Source organism: Massilia sp. CFBP9026 (genome assembly GCF_034045165.1).
Lineage (GTDB): Bacteria > Pseudomonadota > Gammaproteobacteria > Burkholderiales > Burkholderiaceae_D > Telluria > Telluria arenae.
In genome coordinates, this window is record NZ_JAXCWH010000004.1 from 438,377 (window position 1) to 461,693 (window position 23,317).

Annotated in this window: 27 protein-coding genes and 1 pseudogene; 9 read left to right on the forward strand and 19 right to left on the reverse strand. The window is 64.2% G+C overall.

Translation table 11 applies throughout. The features are described from left to right. Positions 1 to 80: 80 nt before the first annotated feature. Positions 81 to 548, forward strand: coding sequence for a hypothetical protein (locus SOM28_RS13105; RefSeq protein WP_320468383.1), 468 nt, complete (start codon positions 81 to 83; stop codon positions 546 to 548). Here the strand turns inward: SOM28_RS13105 and SOM28_RS13110 are convergent. The 3 genes from SOM28_RS13110 to SOM28_RS13120 are packed head-to-tail and all read right to left on the reverse strand — an operon-like array spanning position 543 to position 4,086. Then, positions 543 to 1,148 (reverse strand): response regulator transcription factor, encoded by a 606-nt coding sequence (locus tag SOM28_RS13110; RefSeq protein WP_123070004.1) that lies wholly within the window; start codon positions 1,146 to 1,148, stop codon positions 543 to 545. The genes SOM28_RS13105 and SOM28_RS13110 overlap by 6 nt on opposite strands. After that, on the reverse strand, positions 1,145 to 2,275 hold the full coding sequence (locus SOM28_RS13115) for a sensor histidine kinase (protein WP_320468384.1): 1,131 nt from the start codon (positions 2,273 to 2,275) through the stop codon (positions 1,145 to 1,147). The genes SOM28_RS13110 and SOM28_RS13115 overlap by 4 nt, the downstream gene beginning before the upstream one ends. Continuing rightward, entirely contained in the window at positions 2,272 to 4,086 is a 1,815-nt protein-coding gene (locus SOM28_RS13120; RefSeq protein ID WP_320468385.1) for a CIA30 family protein, read from the reverse strand. Before SOM28_RS13120 ends, SOM28_RS13115 begins: the two co-directional genes overlap by 4 nt. A 182-nt stretch (positions 4,087 to 4,268) precedes the next feature. Here SOM28_RS13120 and SOM28_RS13125 point away from each other — a divergent pair, with 182 nt between their 5' ends. From SOM28_RS13125 to SOM28_RS13145, 5 genes and pseudogenes are all read left to right on the forward strand, one after another. Then, complete coding sequence (locus SOM28_RS13125; protein WP_320468386.1) at positions 4,269 to 5,237, forward strand: IS1595 family transposase; 969 nt, start codon at positions 4,269 to 4,271, stop codon at positions 5,235 to 5,237. A gap of 197 nt (positions 5,238 to 5,434) precedes the next feature. Continuing rightward, positions 5,435 to 6,676 (forward strand): RNA-guided endonuclease InsQ/TnpB family protein, encoded by a 1,242-nt coding sequence (locus SOM28_RS13130; RefSeq protein ID WP_320468387.1) that lies wholly within the window; start codon positions 5,435 to 5,437, stop codon positions 6,674 to 6,676. Positions 6,677 to 6,694: 18 nt separating this feature from the next. Beyond that, a pseudogene (locus SOM28_RS13135) lies at positions 6,695 to 6,799 on the forward strand (AraC family transcriptional regulator N-terminal domain-containing protein); the annotation flags it as partial. A 27-nt stretch (positions 6,800 to 6,826) separates the two neighbouring features. After that, on the forward strand, positions 6,827 to 7,183 hold the full coding sequence (locus tag SOM28_RS13140) for an AraC family transcriptional regulator (protein WP_320468403.1): 357 nt from the start codon (positions 6,827 to 6,829) through the stop codon (positions 7,181 to 7,183). 167 nt (positions 7,184 to 7,350) lie between these two features. Then, positions 7,351 to 7,752, forward strand: coding sequence for a hypothetical protein (locus SOM28_RS13145; protein WP_320468388.1), 402 nt, complete (start codon positions 7,351 to 7,353; stop codon positions 7,750 to 7,752). Between the two features lie 9 nt (positions 7,753 to 7,761). On the opposite strand, the gene ruvB is transcribed toward SOM28_RS13145, so the two are convergent. From ruvB to tyrS, 10 genes are all read right to left on the reverse strand, one after another. After that, complete coding sequence (ruvB, locus tag SOM28_RS13150) at positions 7,762 to 8,829, reverse strand: Holliday junction branch migration DNA helicase RuvB (protein WP_123070000.1); 1,068 nt, start codon at positions 8,827 to 8,829, stop codon at positions 7,762 to 7,764. A 15-nt stretch (positions 8,830 to 8,844) separates the two neighbouring features. Further along, on the reverse strand, positions 8,845 to 9,423 hold the full coding sequence (ruvA, locus tag SOM28_RS13155; protein ID WP_123069999.1) for a Holliday junction branch migration protein RuvA: 579 nt from the start codon (positions 9,421 to 9,423) through the stop codon (positions 8,845 to 8,847). 18 nt (positions 9,424 to 9,441) lie between these two features. Beyond that, positions 9,442 to 9,981 carry a crossover junction endodeoxyribonuclease RuvC gene (gene ruvC, locus SOM28_RS13160; protein ID WP_123069998.1) on the reverse strand — a complete coding sequence of 180 codons (540 nt, stop codon included), beginning with the start codon at positions 9,979 to 9,981 and terminating at the stop codon, positions 9,442 to 9,444. A gap of 118 nt (positions 9,982 to 10,099) precedes the next feature. Then, positions 10,100 to 11,686, reverse strand: a complete 1,587-nt coding sequence (purH, locus tag SOM28_RS13165; protein ID WP_320468389.1) for a bifunctional phosphoribosylaminoimidazolecarboxamide formyltransferase/IMP cyclohydrolase — start codon at positions 11,684 to 11,686, stop codon at positions 10,100 to 10,102. Positions 11,687 to 11,781: 95 nt separating this feature from the next. Continuing rightward, positions 11,782 to 12,015: a helix-turn-helix domain-containing protein gene (locus SOM28_RS13170; protein ID WP_005667930.1), complete on the reverse strand. Its 234-nt coding sequence runs from the start codon at positions 12,013 to 12,015 to the stop codon at positions 11,782 to 11,784. A 94-nt stretch (positions 12,016 to 12,109) separates the two neighbouring features. After that, positions 12,110 to 13,135 carry a tRNA dihydrouridine synthase DusB gene (gene dusB / locus SOM28_RS13175; RefSeq protein WP_320468390.1) on the reverse strand — a complete coding sequence of 342 codons (1,026 nt, stop codon included), beginning with the start codon at positions 13,133 to 13,135 and terminating at the stop codon, positions 12,110 to 12,112. A gap of 149 nt (positions 13,136 to 13,284) precedes the next feature. Then, the gene (locus SOM28_RS13180) at positions 13,285 to 13,965 is read right to left on the reverse strand and encodes a histidine phosphatase family protein (protein ID WP_320468391.1); all 681 of its coding nucleotides are present in this window, start codon (positions 13,963 to 13,965) and stop codon (positions 13,285 to 13,287) included. A gap of 49 nt (positions 13,966 to 14,014) precedes the next feature. Continuing rightward, positions 14,015 to 14,680 (reverse strand): YbhB/YbcL family Raf kinase inhibitor-like protein, encoded by a 666-nt coding sequence (locus SOM28_RS13185; RefSeq protein WP_320468392.1) that lies wholly within the window; start codon positions 14,678 to 14,680, stop codon positions 14,015 to 14,017. Between the two features lie 59 nt (positions 14,681 to 14,739). Continuing rightward, positions 14,740 to 15,198, reverse strand: a complete 459-nt coding sequence (gene dtd, locus SOM28_RS13190) for a D-aminoacyl-tRNA deacylase (RefSeq protein WP_123069993.1) — start codon at positions 15,196 to 15,198, stop codon at positions 14,740 to 14,742. Further along, positions 15,195 to 16,469: a tyrosine--tRNA ligase gene (gene tyrS, locus SOM28_RS13195; RefSeq protein ID WP_123069992.1), complete on the reverse strand. Its 1,275-nt coding sequence runs from the start codon at positions 16,467 to 16,469 to the stop codon at positions 15,195 to 15,197. The genes dtd and tyrS overlap by 4 nt, the downstream gene beginning before the upstream one ends. A gap of 148 nt (positions 16,470 to 16,617) precedes the next feature. Between tyrS and SOM28_RS13200 the strand changes: the two genes are divergently transcribed. The 3 genes from SOM28_RS13200 (at position 16,618) to SOM28_RS13210 (ending at position 20,080) form a co-directional block, all read left to right on the forward strand. Further along, positions 16,618 to 17,982: a M23 family metallopeptidase gene (locus SOM28_RS13200; RefSeq protein WP_123069991.1), complete on the forward strand. Its 1,365-nt coding sequence runs from the start codon at positions 16,618 to 16,620 to the stop codon at positions 17,980 to 17,982. A gap of 88 nt (positions 17,983 to 18,070) precedes the next feature. After that, positions 18,071 to 19,168: an anhydro-N-acetylmuramic acid kinase gene (locus tag SOM28_RS13205; RefSeq protein WP_123069990.1), complete on the forward strand. Its 1,098-nt coding sequence runs from the start codon at positions 18,071 to 18,073 to the stop codon at positions 19,166 to 19,168. Next, a complete protein-coding gene (locus SOM28_RS13210; RefSeq protein ID WP_123069989.1) occupies positions 19,169 to 20,080 on the forward strand; it encodes a LysR family transcriptional regulator in 912 nt (303 codons plus the stop codon). 49 nt (positions 20,081 to 20,129) lie between these two features. On the opposite strand, the gene SOM28_RS13215 is transcribed toward SOM28_RS13210, so the two are convergent. The 6 genes from SOM28_RS13215 to rpsI all read right to left on the reverse strand — a co-directional run bounded on the left by SOM28_RS13215 (position 20,130) and on the right by rpsI (position 23,314). Further along, positions 20,130 to 20,396: a hypothetical protein gene (locus SOM28_RS13215; RefSeq protein WP_320468393.1), complete on the reverse strand. Its 267-nt coding sequence runs from the start codon at positions 20,394 to 20,396 to the stop codon at positions 20,130 to 20,132. 35 nt (positions 20,397 to 20,431) lie between these two features. Next, positions 20,432 to 20,659 (reverse strand): hypothetical protein, encoded by a 228-nt coding sequence (locus tag SOM28_RS13220; RefSeq protein ID WP_123069987.1) that lies wholly within the window; start codon positions 20,657 to 20,659, stop codon positions 20,432 to 20,434. A 127-nt stretch (positions 20,660 to 20,786) separates the two neighbouring features. Next, positions 20,787 to 21,155, reverse strand: coding sequence for an iron-sulfur cluster insertion protein ErpA (erpA, locus tag SOM28_RS13225; RefSeq protein WP_109345080.1), 369 nt, complete (start codon positions 21,153 to 21,155; stop codon positions 20,787 to 20,789). Positions 21,156 to 21,208: 53 nt separating this feature from the next. After that, the gene (locus SOM28_RS13230; protein WP_005667909.1) at positions 21,209 to 21,610 is read right to left on the reverse strand and encodes a bactofilin family protein; all 402 of its coding nucleotides are present in this window, start codon (positions 21,608 to 21,610) and stop codon (positions 21,209 to 21,211) included. 110 nt (positions 21,611 to 21,720) lie between these two features. After that, the gene (argC, locus tag SOM28_RS13235) at positions 21,721 to 22,758 is read right to left on the reverse strand and encodes an N-acetyl-gamma-glutamyl-phosphate reductase (protein WP_123069986.1); all 1,038 of its coding nucleotides are present in this window, start codon (positions 22,756 to 22,758) and stop codon (positions 21,721 to 21,723) included. 163 nt (positions 22,759 to 22,921) lie between these two features. Beyond that, positions 22,922 to 23,314, reverse strand: coding sequence for a 30S ribosomal protein S9 (gene rpsI, locus SOM28_RS13240; RefSeq protein ID WP_123069985.1), 393 nt, complete (start codon positions 23,312 to 23,314; stop codon positions 22,922 to 22,924). Positions 23,315 to 23,317 lie beyond the last annotated feature (3 nt).

Sequence of the window (23,317 nt, forward strand, 5' to 3'; positions counted from 1 at the left end):
ACCCACCTTGGAACCTCACTGGCGCAATGAAACCGACTTCCGTAGCACGTGCCGCACGCCCCGTATTCCGCGGACGGGCCATGCGCGTGATTCGCCTGCTCAGCCTTGCTGGCGGCGTGTTCGGCATCCTGCTGCCAGCCGCCTTGCTGGCCTCGACCGCGCACGGCATTCCTGACTGGATGGAGCCGTATATCGTGCTGGTCGGCGTGGCGCTCGGCTCGGGCGGCTTCTTCCTGGTCGCGATGGCCGGCCACCGCATGAACCGCGACGCGATGCTGCGCTCGTTCGCCGCCCTGCTCCTGATGGTGCCCTTCGGCGCCAGCGGCGTCGTGATCTGGCATGCCAGCAATATGCTGATGGTCTATCTGTGCACCTTCCTGCTGATCCTGACGATCCTGCTGTATTTCAGCTTCATCTATCCCTTGACCCATGTGCCGCAGAAGCCGATCGTGTCCAAGGCAGCTTCCCGGCGAGTGCCGAAACCGATCCAGTGGATTCCGCTGCGCCGCAACGCGCAGCGCGAACGCAGCACCACGCAAACGCTATAGCCAACCCGCATCGCGCGCCATCCGGTACGCTTCCACGCGATTCCCTGCGCCCAACTTGCTGATCGCTTCCGACAGATAGTTGCGCACCGTGCCCTCAGACAGGTGGACCTGGCGCGCGATCTCGACGCTGGAACGGCCCTCCCCCGCCAGGCGCAGCACCTGGCGTTCGCGCTCGGTCAGCGGATCGCTGCCGCCGTTCCAGCTTGCCAAAGCCAGCTCGGGCGCGATCGCACGCCCGCCACCGTGCACGACGCGGATGGCGTCGGCCAGCGCCTCGACCGGCGCATCCTTGAGCAGGTAGCCGCGCACGCCCGCCTCCATCGCGCGCCGCAGGTAGCCGCTGCGGGCGAAGGTCGTCACCACCACCACGCGGCAGGCCAGCTTTCTCGAAGACAGTGCCTGCGCCAGTTCGATGCCGGTCATGTGCGGCATCTCGATATCGGTCAGCACGATGTCGGGAACGAGGCGCTCACACAGGGCCAGCGCCTCGCGGCCATCGCGCGCGCCGGCCACCACCTCGATGTCCGGCTCGAGCCGCAGCAGCGCGCTCAGGGCGCCCAGCACCAGCTGCTGGTCTTCGGCGATCAGGACGCGGATCATGCCGCAGCTCCCACCGGTACCTGCAGCTCGAGCGCCAGGCCATCGCCGGCGGCCAGCTTCATGCGCCCGCCGAGCGCCGCCACCCGCTCCTGCATGCCGGCCAGCCCGTTGCCACGCCTTATCTCATCGGTATCGCGCAGGCGGCCGTCGTCGTGCACGCGCAGCACGGCGTGGCCATCTTCGCGGCTCAGGGACAGCGTGCAGCGCGACGCCCGGGCATGGCGCACGATATTCGTCACCGCCTCGCGCACCGCGAGCGCCACCACGTGCTCCACCGCCGGGGCCAGGTCGAGACGCTCGACCCGCTCGTCGAGCACGACCTCGGCGGCCAGCAGGCTGGCGCGGGCGCTGGCCAGGGCCTGGGCCAGGCCGCTCTCGCGGTAGCCGGTGACCGCCGCGCGCACCTCGGCCAGGGCATTGCGCGCACTGGCTTCGATGTCGGCGATCTCGCGTTCGCAGGCATCCAGGTCGCGCCGCGCCAGCTTGCCGGCCAGTTCGGCCTTGAGCGCGATCGTCGACAGGGAATGGCCGAGCAGGTCGTGCAGGTCGCGCGAGATCCGTTCGCGCTCGGCGATGCGCGCCATGTGCTCCACTTCTTCCTGCTTGCGCGTCAAGCGGGCGCGCGAGTCACGCAGGCGCTGGTCCATCAGGGTCGACAGGCCCACCGGCAGGCCAACCAGCAGCAGCGGCAACAGGAACACCATCTGCATCGGGCCCGAGACCAGGAACGAGGCCGCCACCCCGCCGGCGAGCACCGCCAGCATGCCGCCGACGGCGTGGCCCGGCCGCGGGATGCGGGCGCACATGGCGCAGGCGAAGATGAAGAAGCAGGCGGCGCCCGGATTCCAGCGCGCCCACAGTGCGCCGAGCAGGCAGCCGGCCGCCACGCAGGCGTGAACCTGCCAGCCGCGCGCCCAGAAGCTGAAGCAGTACAGCGCGACGAAGACCACCAGCGTCAGCGCCAGCAAGGCCGCCTCCAGCGCGCCGGGCGTCACGTAGCCGAATTTCCAGAACAGGTAGCCGAGCGACAGCAGCCACAGGTATTGCAGCCTGCCGTATTCGGGCGGGATCCAGGGCCGCGCCAGTGCGTGTCGGAGCGTCGTCATCATGGTTGGCTCGGTCATCATTCTTGTTCCAGCAGGCGCACGTCGGCGAGTTCGAAGCGGTAGTCGCCGGGTTGTGGTCCGGCGCTGAATGCTAGCATGGCAACGGCGGCCGGATCGATACCGGCGAAGGCCGACAAGGGCACGCTCACCTCTTCCCATTCACCCTTGGCGACGAAGGGCATGGTGCTGGGCCGAGCGTTGCCGGCGCCTATCAGCATCACCTGATAGGTCTTGCCGTCGCCGCGCACCTTGAAGCGCAGGATTTTCGCCGCGCTCAGGTCGGCCGGCTGCATCGGCTGGGCGCCGGGCATGAAGGCCACGCTGGACCAGGCGAACGGCAGGCCCGGCGCGACCGTGGCGCGTACCGCCAGCGGCACTTGTCCGTCGGGCAGCGGCGGCAGCACCTCGAGTTTGACGGTCGACTTGCCGCCCGCGAACTGGTCGGTCGACGGCAGCCAGCCGCTGCCGAACGGGCTGCCCAGGCGGCCCTCACTGAAGTCGCTGATGCGGCCATCCGGCGGCAGCGCCTGGCGGATGGCGCCGCTGCCTTCCTGCGCCACCCGCTGGCGCCGCGCATCGCGCAGGCCATTGGCGCTCTGGCCATCCTTCCAGACCTCGACGATGTGGCGCGTGGCCCTGATATCGGCCGCGGGATTGCCGTCGACCAGCAGCAGGTCGGCCTTGCAGCCCTTGACGATGCAGCCGCGCCGGCCCAGCCGGAAGGCCGCGGCCGGCGCGCTGGTGGCGGCGGCCAGCGCCTCCGCCGGGCTCAGGCCCGCCTCGACCAGCGCCGCCAGTTCGCGGTGCATGCTGATGCCATACAGGGTGCCGGCATTGCCCGCATCGGTCCCGGCCAGGATCGGCACGCCGGCCTTGCGCAATGTGGCGGTGACGGCTTTCGGCGCCGCCAGCGCCTGGGGCCGCGCCTGCGCGCCATAGCGCGCCTTGAGCGTGGCGGCGCCTTCCCGATCGACCAGTGCCGCCAGCCGGGCGTCGGCGAGCAGGTCGTCGCCGCGCACGCCGGCCATGCTTTCCAGGACCGCGAAGGTCGGGATCACGAAAGCGCCCCTGGTCCTGGCCAGCCGCGCCAGCCCGTCGACGGCCCGGCGATCGGGCGCGGCACCCAGGAACAGGTGCACCAGGCCGTCGGCGCCGGCCTCCAGCGCGGCGCGCGCATCCCGCTCGTTGCTGACGTGAACCACGGCCAGCTTGCCGCGCAGGTGGGCGGCCTCGATCAGCGCTTTGGCGGTCGCCAGGTCGAGTGAATTCATCTTGCTGGTACCCTGCCCTCCGGCTTCGAGCACGATCTTGATGAAGTCCGAGCCTTCGGCGATGCGCGCGTCGACGAAGTCGCGCGCCTGGTCCGGCCGGCTCAGGGTCGGGATGGGAAGGCCGTACTGGGTGCCGTGGCCGTTCGGGGCGGTGGCCAGGGTGCCGGCCGAGAACATGTCGGCCCTGCCCGCATTGCGGCCGGCCGCCATGCTGCCCTTGACCTCCTGCATCAGCGGCACGGCGGTGAACATGTCGACCTGCGTGGTGACGCCGAACAGCAGCGGCAGGTCGAGCTGCCTGAACGCGTGGGTGTGCGCGTCGATCAGTCCCGGCAGCAGGGTGCGGCCGGCGCCGCTGACGATGCGGCTGCCTGCGGGTGGCGTACCGCGGAAATCGGCGTCGACGATGACGCCGCCGTCGAACAGCACCGACCGGCGTTCGTGCACGGTCTTGCCGTCGAAGACGCGCACGTCCTGGACCAGGGTGGCGGCGGCCAGCGCCAGGGTGGACAGCGACAATCCGGCGACGGCGGCGATTGTTTTCAGGACGGGAGCGGACATGGTTTCCTCACGGGGTTGGTGTGAAACCAGTATGTCGTTGCCCTGCCCGGCCCGATAGAATCGCTTGCCATCGATCCCGGCTGACAAATGTCATGGCGCTGTCATCGTTAAATATGGATGAGCATTGAACTGCTGAGCTGATCCGCAGTCCAATCCCGGTCGCCATCGATCGGGAGCGCGCTATGAAAGCGCCGAAGTTTGAGAAGCTGTTCGCCCAGCTGGCGCTGGTGAACCAGCCGCAGCGTCAGAAGGTGCTCGCCGCCCTGCATCCGGCAGCCGGGCTCGACCGGGTAGTGGCCCTTATCGGCGAGATCCGGTCAAAGGGGCGGCGCTGCCCCGATTGCGCCTGCGAGCGTTGTCATCGCCACGGTCACGCCAACGACCTGCAACGCTTTCGCTGTTGCGCATGTGGCCGCACTTTCAATGACTTGACCGGCACGCCACTGGCGCGGCTCAGGCACAAGGCCAAGTGGCTCGATTATCTGGACACGGTGCTCGATTCCCGCACAGTCCGCTCTGCAGCCAAGCGTGTCGGCGTGCACCCCAACACCACCTTCCGCTGGCGCCATCGCTTTCTCGAACGGGTCAAGGACGACCGGCCCGAGCGCCTGGTCGGCATCGTCGAGGCCGACGAAACGTTCCTGCTCGAATCGCAGAAGGGATCACGCAAGCTCGATCGTCGGTCGCGCAAGCGTGGCGGCAGGGCCGCCCTACACGGTATTTCGCACCACCTCGACTGTATTCTGGTGGCGCGCGACCGCAGCGGGCAAACCATCGACGCAGTGACCGGTCGCGGCGCCCTGAAGGTGGCCCAACTGGTCAAGCACCTGCTGCCGAAACTCGATCCCCAGGCGCTGCTGGTCACCGACGCCAACGCCGCCTATCCCGCCTTCGCCCGTGCTCATGGCATCGCCCACCACGCCGTCAATCTCAGCGCCGGCGAACGGGTCCGCAACAGTGTCGAGGGCGCCATCCATGTTCAAAATGTGAACGCCTACCATCGGCGTTTCAAGGAGTGGCTGGCGCGCTTCCATGGCGTTGCATCGCGTTGGCTCCCCAACTACCTGGGCTGGCGTTGGGCGCTCGATGGCGGGCGGGTCACTTCCGTCGAGCAATTGCTGCGTATTGCAGTCGGGGTCATCAACAGATAACGATGACAGCGCCAATGTCATCCGCCCTGGTCCGGATGCTGCCCGTCCGATTCAAAGTCCACGCAGACACTTGCAAATTTTTAAGACTGTCTCGCGATATTTTGTTATGAAGACCAAGCGTACGTGCAACAGGGAAACGCAGCATCTTCATTGACGGATGTCGTTACTACTGCTCGTAGAATGACCAAAATCGAAGCATGCAACGCCTACAGGCTTACAAGTACGAACTGATGCCCAATGGCGAGCAGGTGCGCGCTATGCGCTGCTGCGCAGGCGCGTGCCGGTTCGTCTACAACAAGGCGTTGGCGACGCAAAAAGAAAATCACGAAGCTGGAAACAAGTATATCGGCTACGTCACCATGGCTAAGCACTTGACCGGTTGGCGAAATAGTGCGGAAACGCCGTGGCTTAAAGACGCGCCTTGCCATCCATTGCAACAGGCCTTGAAGAACGTGAACAGGGCGTACAAGAATTTTTTCGAGAAACGGGCCGACTTCCCCAGATTCAAGCGCAAAGGCAGCTGCGAGAGCTTCCACTATCCTGACCCGAAGCAGATCAAGCTCGACCAGGCTAACAGCCGCATTTCCTTACCCAAACTCGGCTGGCTACGCTACCGCAACAGTCGTGACGTACAGGGCGAGATCCGTAACGTCACTGTCAGCCAGTCAGGTGGGAAGTGGTTCGCGTCAATTCAGACGCGACGCGAAGTCGAACAGCCGCTGCCCGTTGCGACAACGGCCATCGGCATAGATGTCGGTATCGCCCGGTTCGCCACAACGAGCGACGGCGACTTCGTTGCCCCGCTGAACAGCTCCAAGAAGCATCAACAACGCCTGGCACGCTACCAGCGGTGCATGAGCCGCAAGGTCAAATTCAGCAACAACTGGAAAAAGGCGAAAGCTCGCGTCCAGAAGATTCACACCTGCATCGTCAACGCCCGAAAAGACTTCCTGCATAAAGCCACGACGGCGATTAGCAAAAACCACGCGCTCGTCTGCATCGAGGATTTGCAGGTACGGAATCTATCCAGGTCTACCAGGGGCACTATCGACCAGCCGGGCAAGAAGGTCCGCCAGAAAAGCAGTCTGAACCATGCCATCCTCGATCAAGGATGGGGCGAGTTCCGGCGGCAGCTCGACTATAAAATGGCGTGGTGCGGCGGCGTCTTGGTGGCCGTGCCGCCGCATCATACTAGCCAGACTTGCCCGTGCTGCGGTCACGTTTCGAAAGACAATCGGCAAACTCAGGCGTCATTCCTGTGCGTCGGTTGTGGCTACGAAAATCACGCCGACGTAGTCGGAGCGATCACTGTTTTAGCGCGAGGACATCGCGTCTCAGCCTGTGGAGAGTTGGTGCAGTCAGGCTGCTCAGTGAAGCAGGAACCCACCGAAGCGACCCGCAGAGCAACGCGCCGTTCCGTAGGAATCCCTGTCCTTTGAGGTGGGGAGGATGTCAAGGATGCCTGGGTGCGCCTGCTGCGCCTGATGCGCCAGCCGCAGGACATCGCGGCGCTGGCGCCGGCGTATGAACGCGAGATCCTGTACCGGGTGTTGCAGGGACCGCACGGCGCCATGCTGCGCGCGATCGCCATGCCGGACAGCGCACTGGCGCGGGTGCAGCGCGCGATCGGGTGGATCCGGCGCGAATTCGCCACTTCCTTGCGGGTCGAGACGCTGGCCGAGAAGGCGGCGATGAGTCCATCGTCCTTCCACCGCCACTTCAAGGCCGCCACCGCCCTGAGCCCCCTCCAATACCAGAAACGGGTGCGCCTGATGCAGGCGCGCATGCTCATGGTGGCGCAGGGCGCCAGCGTGACGGGCGCCGCCTTCGAAGTCGGTTATGAAAGCGCGACCCAGTTCAGCCGCGAGTACGCGCGCCTGTTCGGGCTGCCGCCCGCGCGCGATGCGGCGCGGATCGCCGCCCACGTGCGCGGAAACAGCATGTGATCGAAGCCCGGCAGATGTAAAGAAACCGTCGCGCACGAAGAAACAATTACGACAAGTTTGTTTTCCTGTGTGCTATCTTGATTTCACTGCCACACCGGCAGGACCTTTTTCGTATGGCTATCCAAGAATCCGGCCTTTGCCGTCTTTTCACCCTACAAGGATTTGCCATGATCTTTCTTCGACTCGCCAGCCTCGTGGCCGGCGTGCTGGTGCTGATCTCACCCGCCATACTGATACGCGTCGGCGGCATGCCGCCGGATACGGCCCGGGCCAGCGCGGTCCTGGCCTGCGTGGTGCTGGCGTCGAGCGGTTTCATCATGGTCGGGATGGCAGGCCAGCGCCTGCGCCGCTCGGCCCTGCTGCGCACGGCGGCGGCGGTCCTGCTGGGCGTGCCGACGGTGGCCAGCGCTGCCCTGCTGTGGCGCGGCAGCTCGCCCGCGGTGCTGTGGCTGGCCGGCGCCGTCATCGGCTTGACCGTGCTGCTGTACCTGACGCTGGTCTACCGGCCGGCGCCTTCCCTCGCCGCGCTGTTGCAGCGGCGGCGCCGTCATCCTGCGCCGGGGGCCTGAGCGCGCGATTCAGCCGGGCGGCAGGCTATCCCACAAATCGCCCGTCGGGCTGATGCGCGGCGCGCTGACGCCGAAGTGCTGGTAGGCCAGCGGCGTGGCGATCCGTCCGCGCGGGGTGCGCTGCAGATAGCCCTGCTGGATCAGATACGGTTCCAGCACGTCCTCGATGGTGTCGGCGGCCTCGCCGATCGCCGCCGCAAGGTTGCCGATGCCGACCGGGCCGCCGGCGAACTTGAACAGCACCGCCTCCAGCAGCTTGCGGTCCATGACGTCGAAGCCGACGCTGTCGACGTCGAGCATCTTGAGTGCGCGGTCGGCGATGTCGGCCACGATCTCGCCATTGCCCTTCACTTCCGCGTAATCGCGCACGCGGCGCAGCAGGCGGTTGGCGATACGCGGCGTGCCGCGCGCGCGCTTGGCCACCTCGCGCGCGCCGTCTTCGTCGATCGGCGCGCCGAGCAGCGCGGCGCTGCGCAGCACGATCCTGGTCAGCTCCTCGACGTTATAGAACTCCAGGCGCGCCACGATGCCGAAGCGGTCGCGCAGCGGATTGGTCAGCATGCCGGCGCGGGTGGTGGCGCCGACCAGGGTGAACGGCTGCAGGTCGAGCTTGACCGAACGCGCGGCCGGGCCCTCGCCGATCATGATGTCGATCTGGTAGTCCTCGAGCGCCGGGTACAGGATCTCTTCGACCACCGGCGACAGGCGGTGGATCTCGTCGATGAACAGCACGTCGTTCGGCTCGAGATTGGTGAGCAGCGCCGCCAGGTCGCCCGGACGCTCGAGCACCGGGCCCGAAGTCTGGCGCAGGTTGACGCCCATCTCGCGCGCGATGATGTGGGCCAGCGTGGTCTTGCCCAGGCCCGGTGGGCCGAACAGCAGCGTGTGGTCGAGCGCTTCGCGCCGCTTGCGCGCTGCGCTGATGAAGATCTCGAGCTGGTCGCGGATCTTCACCTGGCCGACGTATTCGTCAAGCTGCTTGGGACGCAGGGCGCGCTCGATCGCCTCTTCGTTGGGCGAGGCCGGCGCGGCGTCGATCACGCGCTGTTCGGTAAAGCTGTCGGTCTGGATGCTCATGACGTGTTTTCTACATTAGCCTTTAGACAGCGCCTTCAGCGCGAACTTGATGCCGTCCGAGACGCTCGCGCCGGCCGGCATGTTCTTGATCGCGAGGAGCGCTTCCTTGTCAGAATACCCCAGCGCGGCCAGCGCGTTGAGCACGTCCACCTGCGCGTCGTCACGGGCCGCACCCGCGACCATGCCGATGTCGGCGCCGAGCTTGCCTTTCAGTTCGAGTAGCAGGCGTTCGGCGGTCTTCTTGCCGATGCCCGGCACCTTCACCAGGCGCCCGGTTTCCTGCAGCGTGACGGCCTGCGACAGCTCGGCCACCGTCATGCCGGACAAGATCGCCAGCGCCATGCGCGCGCCGATGCCGGTGATCTTGATCAGCTGGCGAAACAGCGCGCGCTCGGAAGCCGCGCCGAAACCGAACAGCAGGTGCGCGTCCTCCCGCACCACCAGGTGGGTGAACAGCACGACTTTTTCGCCGGTATGCGGCAAGTTATAAAAGGTGCTCATCGGCACGTCGACTTCGTAGCCGACGCCATTGCAATCGACCAGCACGTGCGGCGGCGCTTTTTCGAGCAGGGTTCCAGAGAGGCGACCGATCATCGGTTTTCCTTAACTATTTTATGAAACGAGGCGGCTGTTCTTCATGCGCAGCGCCTGACCGGCAGGGGACAAGCCATTTAGCAGCGACAAGGTGTCGATGCTGTGGGCATGGCAGATGGCGACGCCCAGGGCGTCGGCGGCATCGGTGCCCGGCAGGCCCGGCAGCTTGAGCAGGCGCGCCACCATGTCCTGCACCTGCGGCTTGGCCGCCTTGCCGGTGCCGACCACGGCCTGCTTGACTTGCACCGCCGTGTACTCGGCCACGTCGAGGTCGGCGCTGACCAGGGCCGTGATCGCCGCGCCGCGGGCCTGGCCCAGCAGCAGCGTCGACTGCGGATTGACGTTGACGAAGACTTTTTCGATGGCGGAACAGGCTGGCTGGTAAGTGGCGATGATTTCGCTGACGCCGTGCAGGATGACCTTGAGCCGCGGCGGCAAAGCGCCCTCCAGCCCGGTCTTGATGGTGCCCGAAGCGATGTAGCGCAGCTTGGCGCCGTGTTTTTCAATGACGCCGAACCCCGTCGTGCGCAGGCCCGGGTCGATGCCGAGAATAATCATGATGGAATGTTACCCCGGCTGGGGGTGTTCGTGGGAAAAATACTGTGCAAAAACACAGTTCACCACGGTTGGATCGCATCGGGCCGGCAAATTTCACCGGCCCGATGGTGTCACCAGATCAGTGACGGAAGTGACGGGTGCCCGTGTACAGCATCACCACGCCGCGCTCGTCGGCGGCGTCGATCACTTCCTGGTCGCGCATCGAGCCGCCCGGGTGGATGACGCAGGTCGCGCCCGCATCGACCACCACATCCAGGCCGTCGCGGAACGGGAAGAAAGCGTCCGACGCCACGGCCGAACCGCTCAAGGAAAGGCCGGCGTTCTGGGCCTTGATCGAGGCGATGCGGGCCGAGTCGATGCGGCTCATCTGGCCGGCGCCGACGCCCAGCGTCATGCCGTTGGCGCAGAACACGATCGCGTTCGATTTCACGAACTTGGCCACGCGCCATGCGAACATCATGTCTTGCAGTTGCTGCGGGGTCGGTTGCTTCTTGGTGACCACGCGCAGGTCGCCCAGGCCGACGTTTTTCGCATCCGGCGACTGCGCCAGCAGGCCGCCGCCGACGCGCTTGACGTCATACGCGTTCTGGCCGGCGCCGAGGGCGATCTCGAGCAGGCGCACGTTCTGCTTGGCCGCCATGATCTGGCGTGCTTCCGCGGTAAACGATGGCGCGATCAGCACTTCGACGAACAGCTTCGACAGTGCTTCGGCCGCCTTGCCGTCGACTTCGACGTTGAAGGCGATGATGCCGCCGAAAGCCGAGGTCGGATCGGTCTGCAGCGCGCGCGAATAGGCGTCCAGCGCATCGACGCCGATCGCCACGCCGCACGGGTTGGCGTGCTTGACGATCACGCAGCCGGCCGGCTGTTGCATGCCGCCCAGCGACTTGACGCATTCCCAGGCCGCATCAGCATCGGCGATATTGTTGTACGACAGTTCCTTGCCCTGCAGCTGGGTGTAGTTGGCCAGCGCGCCGTCGATCGTTACAGGATCGCGGTAGAAGGCCGCGCCCTGGTGCGGGTTTTCGCCGTAGCGCATGTCCTGGACTTTTTCGAAGCCCATGTTCAGGGTCTGCGGGAAGCTCGAGCGGGTCGCGTGCGCGCGGTCTTCGCCCAGGCTGGTCAGGTAGTTGGTGATCGCGCCGTCGTATTGCGCGGTGTGCGCGAACACTTTCTTGGCCAGGCGGAATTTGGTTTCATAGCTGACCGGGCCGGTGGCTTCGCCCTGGCCTTTCATTTCGGCCAGCACCACGCCGTAGTCCGCCGGGTCGACGATCACGACCACGTCGCGGTGGTTCTTGGCCGCCGAACGCAGCATGGTCGGGCCGCCGATGTCGATGTTCTCGATCGCGTCTTCCAGCGAGCATTCCTGCTTGGCGACGGTTTGCTGGAACGGATACAGGTTGACCACGACCATGTCGATCTGCGGAATACCGTGCTCTTCCAGCTTGGCGACGTGCTCGGGGAAGTCACGACGCGCCAGGATGCCGCCGTGCACTTTCGGGTGCAGGGTCTTGACGCGGCCATCCAGCATTTCCGGGAAACCGGTGTAGTCGGCGACTTCGGTCACCGGCACGCCATTATCCTGCAGCAGCTTGGCGGTGCCGCCGGTGGACAGGATATTGACGCCGAGCGCCGAGAGCGCACGTGCGAAATCGAGCACGCCGGTCTTGTCGGATACGGAAATGAGAGCTTGTTTGATCATGGTGTGGCCTATGGTTGAGAATTCCTGGCGGCGGGCAGGCGGATCGGGGATCCGGCCGTGGCCGCGCGCTAGGTGCGCGGCCACGTGGGTCACGCTTAGAGCAGCCCGTGCTCCTGCAGTTTCTTGCGCAAAGTGTTCCGGTTAATGCCCAGCATCTGCGCGGCGTGCGACTGGTTGCCGTCGGCGCGCGACATGACCACTTCGAGGACGGGCTTTTCGACGGTCAACACCATCATGTCGTAGATGTTGGTCGGCTTTTGTTCGCCCAGATCGTTGAAATAGTCTTCGAGACTCTTCTGGACGACTTCCTGGATACTTTCTTTGCTCATGTCTTCTGCTGCTTCATCCTGGTTTAATGATTGCTGCGCTCACGCACAGCGCGTCCCCGTGTTCTTCTTGTGGTGTGGTGCTTATTCCTGGTGCTTATGCCGCGATCGCGTCGACATCCGGATGCGAGGGGCGGTATTGTAACCGCTCGCCATGCCTGTGCTGCGATTTGAAAAAGTCGTCGACCGCCGCCAGTTGCTCGGCCGTCGATTCCAGCAGGTTCATGCGCTGCCGGAATTCCTCGCCGCCAGGCAGGTCTTGTACATACCAGCCGATGTGCTTGCGCGCGGTGCGCACGCCGACGTATTCGCCATAGAAGGCGTAATGGGCCGGCAAATGCTCGTTCATCAATTCGCGCACCTCGTCCACCAGCGGCGCCGGCAGGTGTTCGCCGGTGCGCAGGTAGTGGTCGATCTCGCGGCAGATCCAGGGACGGCCCTGGGCCGCGCGGCCGATCATCACCGCATCGGCGCCCGTGTAGTCGAGCACGAACTTCGCCTTCTCGGGCGTCGTGATGTCGCCATTGGCCACCAGCGGGATGCTCACGGCTTCCTTCACGGCGCGGATGGTGTCGTATTCGGCCTCGCCCTTGTAGCCATCGGCGCGGGTGCGGCCGTGCAAGGTCAGCATCTGGATGCCGGCCTGCTCGGCAAGGCGCGCGATGCGCAGCGCGTTCCTGTTTTCGCGATCCCAGCCGGTGCGGAACTTCAGGGTGACCGGCACGTCGACCGCCTCGACCACGGCGTGCAGGATGCGCTCGACCAGGTCTTCGTGCTGCAACAGGGCCGAACCGCACCAGCTATTGCACACCTTCTTGACCGGGCAACCCATATTGATGTCGATGATCTGGGCGCCGCGCTCGACATTGAACTTCGCGCAATCGGCGAGGTCTTTAGGATCGGCGCCGGCGATCTGCACCGCCTTCGGCTCCATCTCGCCCGCATGGTCGATGCGGCGCGACGTCTTCTCGCTGGCCCACAGGCGCGGGTTCGACGCCGCCATTTCGGACACCGCATAGCCCGCGCCGAGCTGCTTGCACAGTTGCCGGAACGGACGGTCCGTCACTCCAGCCATGGGGGCGACAAAGACGTTATTACGCAGGTGATGTGGACCGATTTGCACAGCAGAAAAACTCAGAAGTTTCTTGGGAACCTGCTATTTTACCCCAAGCGCTGCTCAAATTATCAGCAAAATTAATGTGATTGTTGCGCGTGCGATATTGGCAGGCCGCTGAAACAGGCGTTGTCGCGCCTGTTTTACTCACATGGCGGTCACGGCAAGTCGTCCAGCGCCACCTGGCGCAGGTGGTCAATTTCACCCCAGCTGACGAGCTTGAGCTTGCCCTGTTCGACCACGAAACGGTTGATGCTGGCGTTGTGCACCTTGAAGTCGCGCGGCGTTTCCAGCGGCAGGCCGAGGGCGGCCCGGTAGGCGCACTCGAGCACACCGCCGTGCGCCACCAGCGCCAGGGTCTGGCCGGGATGGCGCGCCGCATGCCCCAGGATCGCCTGCGTGGCCCGATCGAAGAAACTGCGGAAGGTCTCGCCCTGATTCTTGCCTAGAGGCAGGACCGCATCGACGTTGCGCGCCTGCCAGGCTGCGAACTCGAGCGGAAAGCGGGCCGCGATCTCGCTGTACAACAAGCCTTCGAAGCCGCCATAGCAGCGTTCGCGCAGTTGGGGATCGCGTTGGACACGGCCGGCATCGGGCGCGCCACGGGCGAGATGGACCGCCTCGGCCGTCTGCCGCGCACGCGCCAGGTCGCTGGAAATGACCAGGTCGATCTGTTCGCCGGCCAGCGCTGCACCCAGCGCCGCGGCCTGGCGCTCGCCTTCGGCATTGAGTGCGATATCGAGATGGCCCTGCAGCCGGCGCTCGGCATTCCAGGCGGTCTCGCCGTGGCGGATCAGGAGGATCGTGGTCGTGCCAGCAGGCGCGTCGTTCAATGTCATGAGGTCCTTGCACCCGAACCTCGGGGCAGTGAAAAAATCAGATGCTTGATTATTTTAAAAGGTCGGCTGCGACCTGGGGATTGAGCGAATACGTGCCGAAAATGCGCGCCTCATCGAGGATATGTCCCTGGATTGCCAGGCGCGCCTCGGAGCCGGTGAAACGCCCCTCCAGCGGCAGGCGCGGGATGTCGAGCGCATACAGCGTAAACACATAATGGTGCACGCGCTCGTCGTTCCAGGGTGGGCACGGGCCATCATAGCCATAGAATTCGCCCGCCATGTCGGGTTCGCTCGCGAACCAGCCGGTGTAGTCGTTGACCCCGTGGCGCAACTCGTGTTCGGTGCCGTTCTTGATGGTGAAGGCGACTTCGGGACCGGGCTTGCCATGCGGCGTGACCATGTCGGAAAACATGCCTTCTGCCAGCGACTTGAGGCAGACCGGGATGTCGGCCAGCGTCCAGTGGAAGAAATCGACGCGCGGCAAGGCGGCCGGTACGATGCGGCCTTCCTTGTTGACGTCGCTGCCTTCGGACGGCACGTCGGGATCGTGGCAGATCAGCACCAGCGACTGCGTGCCGGCCGGCACGTCGTCCCAGGCGATATGGGGATTGCGGTTGCTCGACAGCTTGACGTGGGTAGCAGGATCGCTGACCGCGAACGCGCAGGCGGCGGGAATGTCGGCCCCGTCGGTGAATGAGTCGCTCCAGATTCGCATGTGACCTCCGTGGCTACTAACCTGGCTACTAAATTGGACCTTGGCGCCAGGCGCGGGTTTCAGCGCGCCGCCCCGACGGGATCAATACGCAGCCAGAATGTGACCGGACCATCGTTGATGAGCGACACTTTCATGTCAGCACCAAATACGCCGGTCTCGACAATGCCATGGCGCTCCCGCGCCTGGCGCACGGCATGCTCGAACAGGCGCCGTCCGTCTTCCGGCGCGGCGGCCGGCGAGAACGAGGGGCGCGTGCCCGATTTCGTGTCCGCCGCCAGCGTGAACTGCGGCACCAGCAGCAAGCCGCCACCGGTGTCCGTCACGCTGCGGTTCATCTTGCCGGCCTCGTCGGAAAACACGCGGTAGCCCAGCAGCTTGGTCAGCAGCAGGTCGGCCTCGCGTTCGGTATCGCCTTTTTCGGCGCATACCAGGACCATCAGGCCGGGGCCGATGGCGCCGACGGTCTGGCCGTCGACGCGCACCGCCGCTTCGCTCACGCGTTGCAGCAGGCCGATCATGCGGCCGGCGCCCCGGCGAGCGTTACGCGGGCGAACTTGCGCTTGCCGACTTGCACCACGACAGTTCCGGCGGCCACTTGCAGGCCCTTGTCGCTGACCACGGCGCCGTCGATGCGCACGCCGCCCTGGTCGACCATGCGCATGGCTTCCGAGGTCGAGGCGCACAGGCCGGCGGCCTTCAGCAGTTGCGGCAGGCCCAGCGGCGCGCCGGACAGCGACACTTCAGGCACGTCGTCCGGGATGCCGCCCTTGGAGCGATTGACGAAGTCGGCCAGCGCATCGTCGGCCGCCGCGGCCGAGTGGAAGCGCGTGACGATCTCTTTACCGAGCGCCACTTTCGCATCGCGCGGATTGGCGCCGCCGTCGATCGTCGCTTTCAATTGCGCGATATCGTCGAGCGAGCGGAAGGACAGCAGGTTGAAATACTTCCACATCATCTCGTCCGAGATGCTCATCAGCTTGCCGAACATGCTGTTCGGGGCTTCGGTGATGCCAATATAGTTGTTCTTGGACTTGGACATCTTCTCGACGCCGTCCAGGCCTTCCAGCAGCGGCATGGTCAGGATGCACTGCGGCTCCTGGCCGTAGTCCTTCTGCAGCTCGCGGCCAACCAGCAAGTTGAATTTCTGGTCCGTTCCACCCAGCTCAAGGTCTGACTGCAAAGCGACCGAATCGTAGCCCTGCATGAGCGGATACAGGAACTCATGCACAGCGATCGGAGTCCCACTCTTGTAGCGCTTGGTAAAGTCGTCGCGCTCCATCATGCGGGCCACGGTGTAGCGCGAGGCGAGCTGGATCATGCCGCGCGCGCCCAATGGGTCGCACCATTCGGAGTTGTAACGGATTTCCGTGCGGCTGGCGTCCAGCACCAGCGACGCCTGGCGGAAATACGTCATCGCGTTTTCCTCGACCTGCTCGCGGGTCAGCGGGGGACGGGTGGCGTTGCGGCCCGACGGGTCGCCAATCATGGAAGTGAAATCGCCGATCAAAAAGATCACCTGGTGGCCCAGGTCTTGCAATTGACGCAATTTGTTCAGTACCACCGTATGGCCGAGGTGCAAGTCCGGCGCGGTTGGATCCAGGCCCAGCTTGATGCGCAGCGGCTTGCCGGTTTGTTCGGAGCGCGCCAGTTTTTGGGCGAAGTCGCTTTCGATCAGGAGTTCATCGACGCCACGTTTGGCAATGGCAAGAGACTCAAGGACCTTGTCGGTCAGTGGCAAAGGCTTAATGGAAGTTGCCGCACTACCATTAAAAGCTGCGTTAGAGGTCATAAATTCGTGTAGGAAATTGGCTAAAACGGTTGTAGGACCATATCTTTTGGTATAATTCACGATCCTGTTTTAGTTTCCCAGAGAAAACTTTTTCGGAAACGTCAGAACATGGTCCTTGAAAGTTCAGCCGCAAATTTTAACTGATTGCATGAACCCTATACAGAAAATCACTGGTAAAAGCCTGCTAGCGCTGCTGCCGAAGACCCGCAAAGCCCGCGTCCTGAGCGCCGGCGCCGTCTTCCTGAGCGTGTGCGCCTTTGGCGCCGTAGGCGTTGCACCGATCGCTCCCGATCCCTCCGACCTGCCCGTCACCTCTGTTGCGCAAGACCTGGAACTGCCGAACCTGGCCGACCAGATCGCCGCGCTCCAGCAGGACGAGCAGCAATTCATCCACGAAGAACGCATCCGCCGCGGCGATTCGCTCGGCTCGCTCTTCACCCGCCTCGGCATCGAAGACGCGCAAGCGCAAAAGTTCGTTCGTTCGGACAAACTCGCCAAGCGCCTGCTGTCTCTCCAGACCGGCAAACGCATCCAGGCCGAGACCGACGAAAACGGCCTGCTGCTGTCGATGCGCGCCACCGTCACCGACGGCAAGAGCGGCGAAGCACGCACGATCAGCGTCGAACGCAAGGGCGAGGAATTCGTCGCCCTCGAAGCGCCGGCCAAGCTCGAACGCCGCGTCGAAATGCGCTCGCGCGAGATCGCTAGCTCGCTGTACGCGGCCACCGACGCCAATGTCGACGGCGGCAGCATCCCGGATTCGGTCGTTGGCCAGATCATCGAGATGTTCTCGACCAATATCGACTTCCGCAGCGACGTCAAGCGCGGCGACCGTTTCAATGTCGTGTACGAAACCTTCTGGCTCGACGGCGAACTGATCAAGACCGGTCGCATCCTGGCTGGCGAATTCGTCAACCGCGGCACCAGCTACCAGTCGGTCTGGTATGAAGATCCGGTCTCCAAGCAGGGTGGTTACTATTCGCTGGACGGCAAGTCGCTCAAGAAAGCCTTCCTCAAGTCGCCACTGCAGTACTCGCGCGTCTCGTCGGGTTTCTCGATGCGCGTGCACCCGATCTCGGGCAAGTTCAAGGCGCATAAAGGCGTCGACTTCGCCGCCGCCACCGGCACCCCGATCCGCGCCGTGGCCGATGCCACCGTCGACTTCGCGGGCAACGGCAATGGCTACGGCAATATGGTCGTCCTGAAACACTGGTCGAGCTACAGCACCGCCTACGCTCACATGAGCCGCATCGCGCCAGGCATGCGCAAGGGCAGCAAGATCAGCCAGGGCCAGGTGATCGGCTACGTCGGCTCGACCGGCTGGTCGACCGGCCCGCACCTGCACTATGAATTCCGCGTTGCAGGCGTGGCCAAGGATCCGAACAAGTTCAAGTCGCTGGCCCAGCAACCGCTGAACCAGGCCGAACTGGCACGCTTCCGCATGGCAGCCGCCGAGATGAACCACCGCTTTTCGCTGATGGCGCCAAGCGGCTCGTCGATGGCAGCCCGCTAAGACATACCGCACCATATAAAACGCCCTCCGCTGCATCGCGATGCCGGAGGGCGTTTTGTTTTGTACGCCAACAAAAACTTATAACACCATGACCGCGACACATTCCCTTTTCATTGGCCTGATGTCCGGCACCAGCCTCGACGGCGTCGATGGCGTGCTGGCCGATTTCTCGAACGGCGCCATCCAGACCCTGTCGGCTGCCTTCACGCCCTTTCCGTCCGAATTGCGCGAAGAACTGATGGCGCTGCAGGCCGCCAGCCCCAACGAACTCGAGCGCGAAGCGCTGGCCGCCAACGCATTGGCCCTGGTCTACGCCGACTGCGTGCGCTCACTGCTGCCATCCTGCCCGGCGCCGGTGACCGCGGTGGCCGTTCACGGCCAGACCATCCGCCACCGCCCGGAACTGGGTTTTACGCGCCAGACCAATAACCCCGCCTTGCTCGCCGAGCTGACCGGCATCGACGTGATCGCCGACTTCCGCAGCCGCGACATCGCCGCCGGCGGCCAGGGCGCGCCCCTGGTGCCGGCCTTCCATGAGGCCGCTTTCGGCAAGCCGGGCACGGCGCGCGTGGTGGTGAATATCGGTGGCATCGGCAATATCAGCGTGCTGCACGGCGACGGTCGCGTGACCGGTTTCGATACCGGTCCTGGCAATGTTTTGCTCGATCTGTGGATCGCACGCCATCAGGGCCGCGCCTATGATGAAGATGGGGCCTGGGGCGCCACCGGCACGGTCCAGCAGCCGCTGCTGGACGCCCTGCTCGACGAACCGTATTTCCGCCAGCCGGCGCCCAAGAGCACGGGACGCGACCTGTTCCACGCGCCATGGCTCGATGCCAAGCTCGCGTCCTTCAGCGACCTCGCCCCGGCCGATGTGCAAGCGACCCTGGTGCAACTGACGGCAGTCACGATCGCGCGCGCGATCGGCGACGAGGGCGTGACGCCGGACGCGGTCTATGTTTGCGGAGGCGGCGCCTACAACGGCGCGCTGCTGCGCGCCATCGGCGTCGAACTCGGCGGCGTGAAGGTGGCCTCGACGGAGGAACTGGGCGTGGCGCCGAACCGGGTCGAGGCGCTCGCCTTCGCCTGGCTGGGCTGGCGTTTCGCGAACCGCGAAGCGGGCAACCTGCCGGCCGTCACCGGCGCACGCGGCCCGCGCATCCTCGGTGCACTGTATCCAGCGTAAATGAATAAGCTGCTGGCCATCGAGGTATTCGTGCAAGTGGTCGATGCCGGCGGTTTCACGCGCGCGGCCGAACTGATGCAATTGCCGAAGGCTACGGTGTCGACCATGGTGGCGGCGCTGGAAACCTCGCTCTCGGTCAAATTGCTGCACCGTACGACACGCAATGTGACCGTGACGGCCGAAGGCGCCGCCTATTACGAGCGCTGCCTGCACATCCTGTCGTATGTCCGCGATGCGGATGATTCACTGTTGCACGACCGGGTCACGCCCCATGGACGCCTGCGCGTCGATGTTCCCACCGGCATCGCAAACAGCCTCATCATCCCGGCCTTGCCCGATTTTTTCAGGCGCTACCCCGATATCGCGCTTGAACTCGGCTGTGGCGACCGCCCGGTCGACCTGGTCGAAGAAGGCGTCGACTGCGCCATTCGCGGCGGCGCCTTGCCCAGCTCGAACCTGGCGGCGCGCACCGTCGGCGTCATGAAATTCATGACCTGCGCCGCGCCGTCCTACCTCGCCGAGCACGGCATGCCGCAGCACCCGCGCGACCTGGCGCAGCACCGCTGCATCAGTTTCTTCTCGGCCAAGACCGGCAGGGTCCGAGAGTGGGATTTTGCGCGTGATGGCGAGACCTTTGTCTTCGGCCAGCCGTCGAACATGGCCATCAACGATGCGAACGGCTATATGTGCGCGGGCCTGTCCGGCCTGGGCATCATGCAGGCGGGCGCGTACGAGGCGGTACGCCATATCGAGGCCGGCACGCTGGTTGCCGTCTTGCCCGACTGGAGCACGAGGCCATTGCCGATCAACGTGGTCTATCCGCAGAACCGCCACCTGGCGGCCAAGGTGCGCGTCTTTATCGACTGGACGGCCGAGCTGTTTGCCAGCAGCCCAAGATTCCAGGACGTGTAAACGCACGCGGCCCGCATGCGCGGGCCGTCGATTGCCGGGATGCGGGGGCTCAGCCAGCCAGGCCTTTTTGCAGCAGCTGCGCCACCAGTTCGTTGAGGTCGACGCCTTGTTCCTTGCTCTGCGTCTGCAACTGCTTGACCAGGTCGCCATTGAGCTTGACCGCGAACGGCACCAGGCCCAGCGCGCGGTCGCGTTCGCGTTGTTCGCGGCGATCCGCCGCAGGCGCATCCCCCGCCTTGCCGATGACGGCGCCCTTGGGGCCCATCTTGTTCATCAGCTTCTTTGCATCGTATTTCGCGAGGTTGGTCTTGTCCATTACTTACCTTGTTGTTGGATTGATAGTTTGGAGCGTCAGTCGAGACGCTTGAGCCGCTGGCCGAGGATGGCCCACTGGCACGGCACGGCGTCGACCGTGCCGCACAGCACCCAGCCGGTGCCGATTTTTTCCACCGTGACCTCGCTCTCGATCTCCCGGGCGAGCTTTTCGGCCCAGCCTTTGGCGGCGCCCTGTCCCTTGAACAGTTCCTTGCCCTCGTAGATGACGGTGGCGTCGAATACGGGCATGGCGAATACGGTCATTGCTACCTCTGTCTTAAAAAAGCGTCATGCTACCACCGTGGGACGACAGCACACACGGTAAATACAAACGGCCCGCACAAGCGGGCCGTCGATGATCCAGACCGTGGCCTGGATGGGCGGGCAACGATTACGCCGAGAACGACGAACCGCAGCCGCAGGTCGAGGTGGCGTTCGGGTTCTTGATCACGAACTGGGCGCCTTCGAGGTCGTCCTTGTAGTCGATCTCGGCGCCGACCAGGTACTGGTAGCTCATCGAGTCGATCAGCAGCTGGACGCCTGCCTTTTCCATCGTCGTATCGTCTTCATTGACGATCTCGTCGAAGGTGAAACCATATTGGAAGCCCGAGCAGCCACCGCCCTGCACGAAGACGCGCAGTTTCAGGTCGGGGTTGCCTTCTTCTTCGATCAGCTGAGCAACTTTCTGAGCCGCGCTGTCGGTGAAGTTGATTGGTACGGGAATCGTGTCGAAATCTACTACTTCGGCGACTGCGGTCATGGGAAAGCTCCTGAATAAATCAAACACCGTCCATTATAGACGGTTGGCGGAAGTCATGCTGCCGAGCCTTCCACAGCGTCGGCTAGATGAAACACCGGCTCGCTGGCGGGTTGGTGCGTTAATTTACCTGTTACCAACGCCCCGCCGTGCATCTCGAGCAAACGGTAATGTACATCCCCATTAATGCGGCCTTTCGGCTGTAATTCAAGGAGTTCCGAAGAATAAACCGCCCCGGCAATGTAGCCGTTCACCACCAGGCTGGCGCAGCGCACCTCCCCTTCGATGCGCGCATGCTCTGACACGATCAGCATGCTGTCGGCGCCATCCACCGCCACCACATTGCCATGGACTTCACCGTCGATGCGCAGCCCGCCGGTGAAACACAGGTCACCCTCGATGCGGGCCGAGATACCGACCAGGCTGTCTATCTCGCTTTTCACTTGTCGACCGAACATGACGCACCTCTGAGGTTGTGACCGTTGGATTGAACGTGTCCAACAGTCAATTTACCCGGCTCAAAGGTCGTCGCTTTGATCTGCGTCGGGTCGCGCAACGCGCGTAGCAGTTATGGCAACAAGGCGATCTGTTGCAGGCCCTTCGATTCTTCCAGGCCGAACATCAGGTTCATGCACTGCACGGCCTGGCCCGAGGCGCCCTTGACCAGATTGTCCTGCACCACCAGGATCACGACCGTGTCCGTGCCTTCCGGACGGTGCAGCGCCAGGCGCAGCATGTTCGAGCCGCGGGTCGAACGCGTCTCTGGATGCGAGCCGAACGGCATGACGTCGACGAATTCGCTGTCCTTGTATTGCTCCTCGAATAGCGCCTGCAGGGCGGCGTTGTCGATCTCCTGTGTCAGGCGCGCATACAGCGTTGCGTGCATGCCGCGGATCATCGGCACCAGGTGCGGGGTGAAGATCAGGCCGACCTTCTGGTCGGTGTAGCGCGCCAACTGGGCCGAGGTTTCCGGCGTGTGGCGGTGACCTTGCACGCCATAGGCCTTGAAGTTATCGCTCGACTCCGAGAACAGCGTGCCGATCTCGGCCTTCCGGCCGGCGCCGGAGACGCCCGACTTGCAGTCGGCGATCAGGCTACCGGCGTCGATCAGGCCGGCTTTGAGCAGCGGATAGTAGCCCAGCTGCATCGTGGTCGGGTAGCAGCCCGGGTTGGCGATCAGGCGCGCGCCCTTGATGGCGTCGCGGTTCAGTTCCGGCAGGCCGTAGACGGCTTCATCCAGCAGTTCGGGCGCGGTGTGCTCGATCTTGTACCATTTTTCGAAGACGGCGCGGTCCTTGATGCGAAAGTCCGCCGCCAGGTCGATCACCTTGACGCCGGCCGCCAGCAGCTCGGGCGCCTGGGCCATCGCCACGCCGTGCGGGGTGGCGAAGAACACCACGTCGCACTGCTTGAGGTCGGCCTTGTCCGGGCTCGAAAAGGCGATATCGACGCGACCGCGCAGCGAAGGAAACATATCGGCCACCGGCAAGCCGTCTTCCTTGCGCGAAGTGATCGCGGTCAGTTGCACATCCGGGTGAACGGCCAACAGCCGCAGCAATTCCACGCCCGTGTATCCGGTTCCGCCGACGATGCCAACTTTAATCATGTCTTTTCCTTCAATAATGGTAAAAAGGCCCCTATTAGGACGAGGCTGCATTTTAACAGTCCGTGTAGTCGGGTGCTGTACCTATCCCCAAAGCAAAAAAGCCGCCCAACCTTGCGGCGGACGGCTTTTCTGAAACAGTGCCCGAAGGCACTGAGGAAGACGATTAACGCTTCGAGAATTGCTTTGCGCGACGTGCTTTGCGCAGACCAACTTTCTTACGCTCGACTTCACGGGCGTCACGGGTGACGAAACCGGCACGCGCCAGGTCGCCCTTCAGTGCTGCGTCGTAGTCGATCAGAGCGCGGGTGATGCCGTGACGGACGGCGCCAGCCTGGCCCGATTCGCCACCGCCGTGCACGTTGACCTTGATGTCGAAACGTTCGACGTTGCCGGTCAGTTCCAGCGGCTGACGGATCACCATCAGGCCGGTTTCACGCGAGAAGTATTCCGATGCTGGCTTACCGTTCACGATGATCTGGCCGGTGCCAGCTTTGATGAACACGCGAGCGACTGCACTCTTGCGACGGCCGGTGCCGTAGTTGTAGTTACCGATCATGTC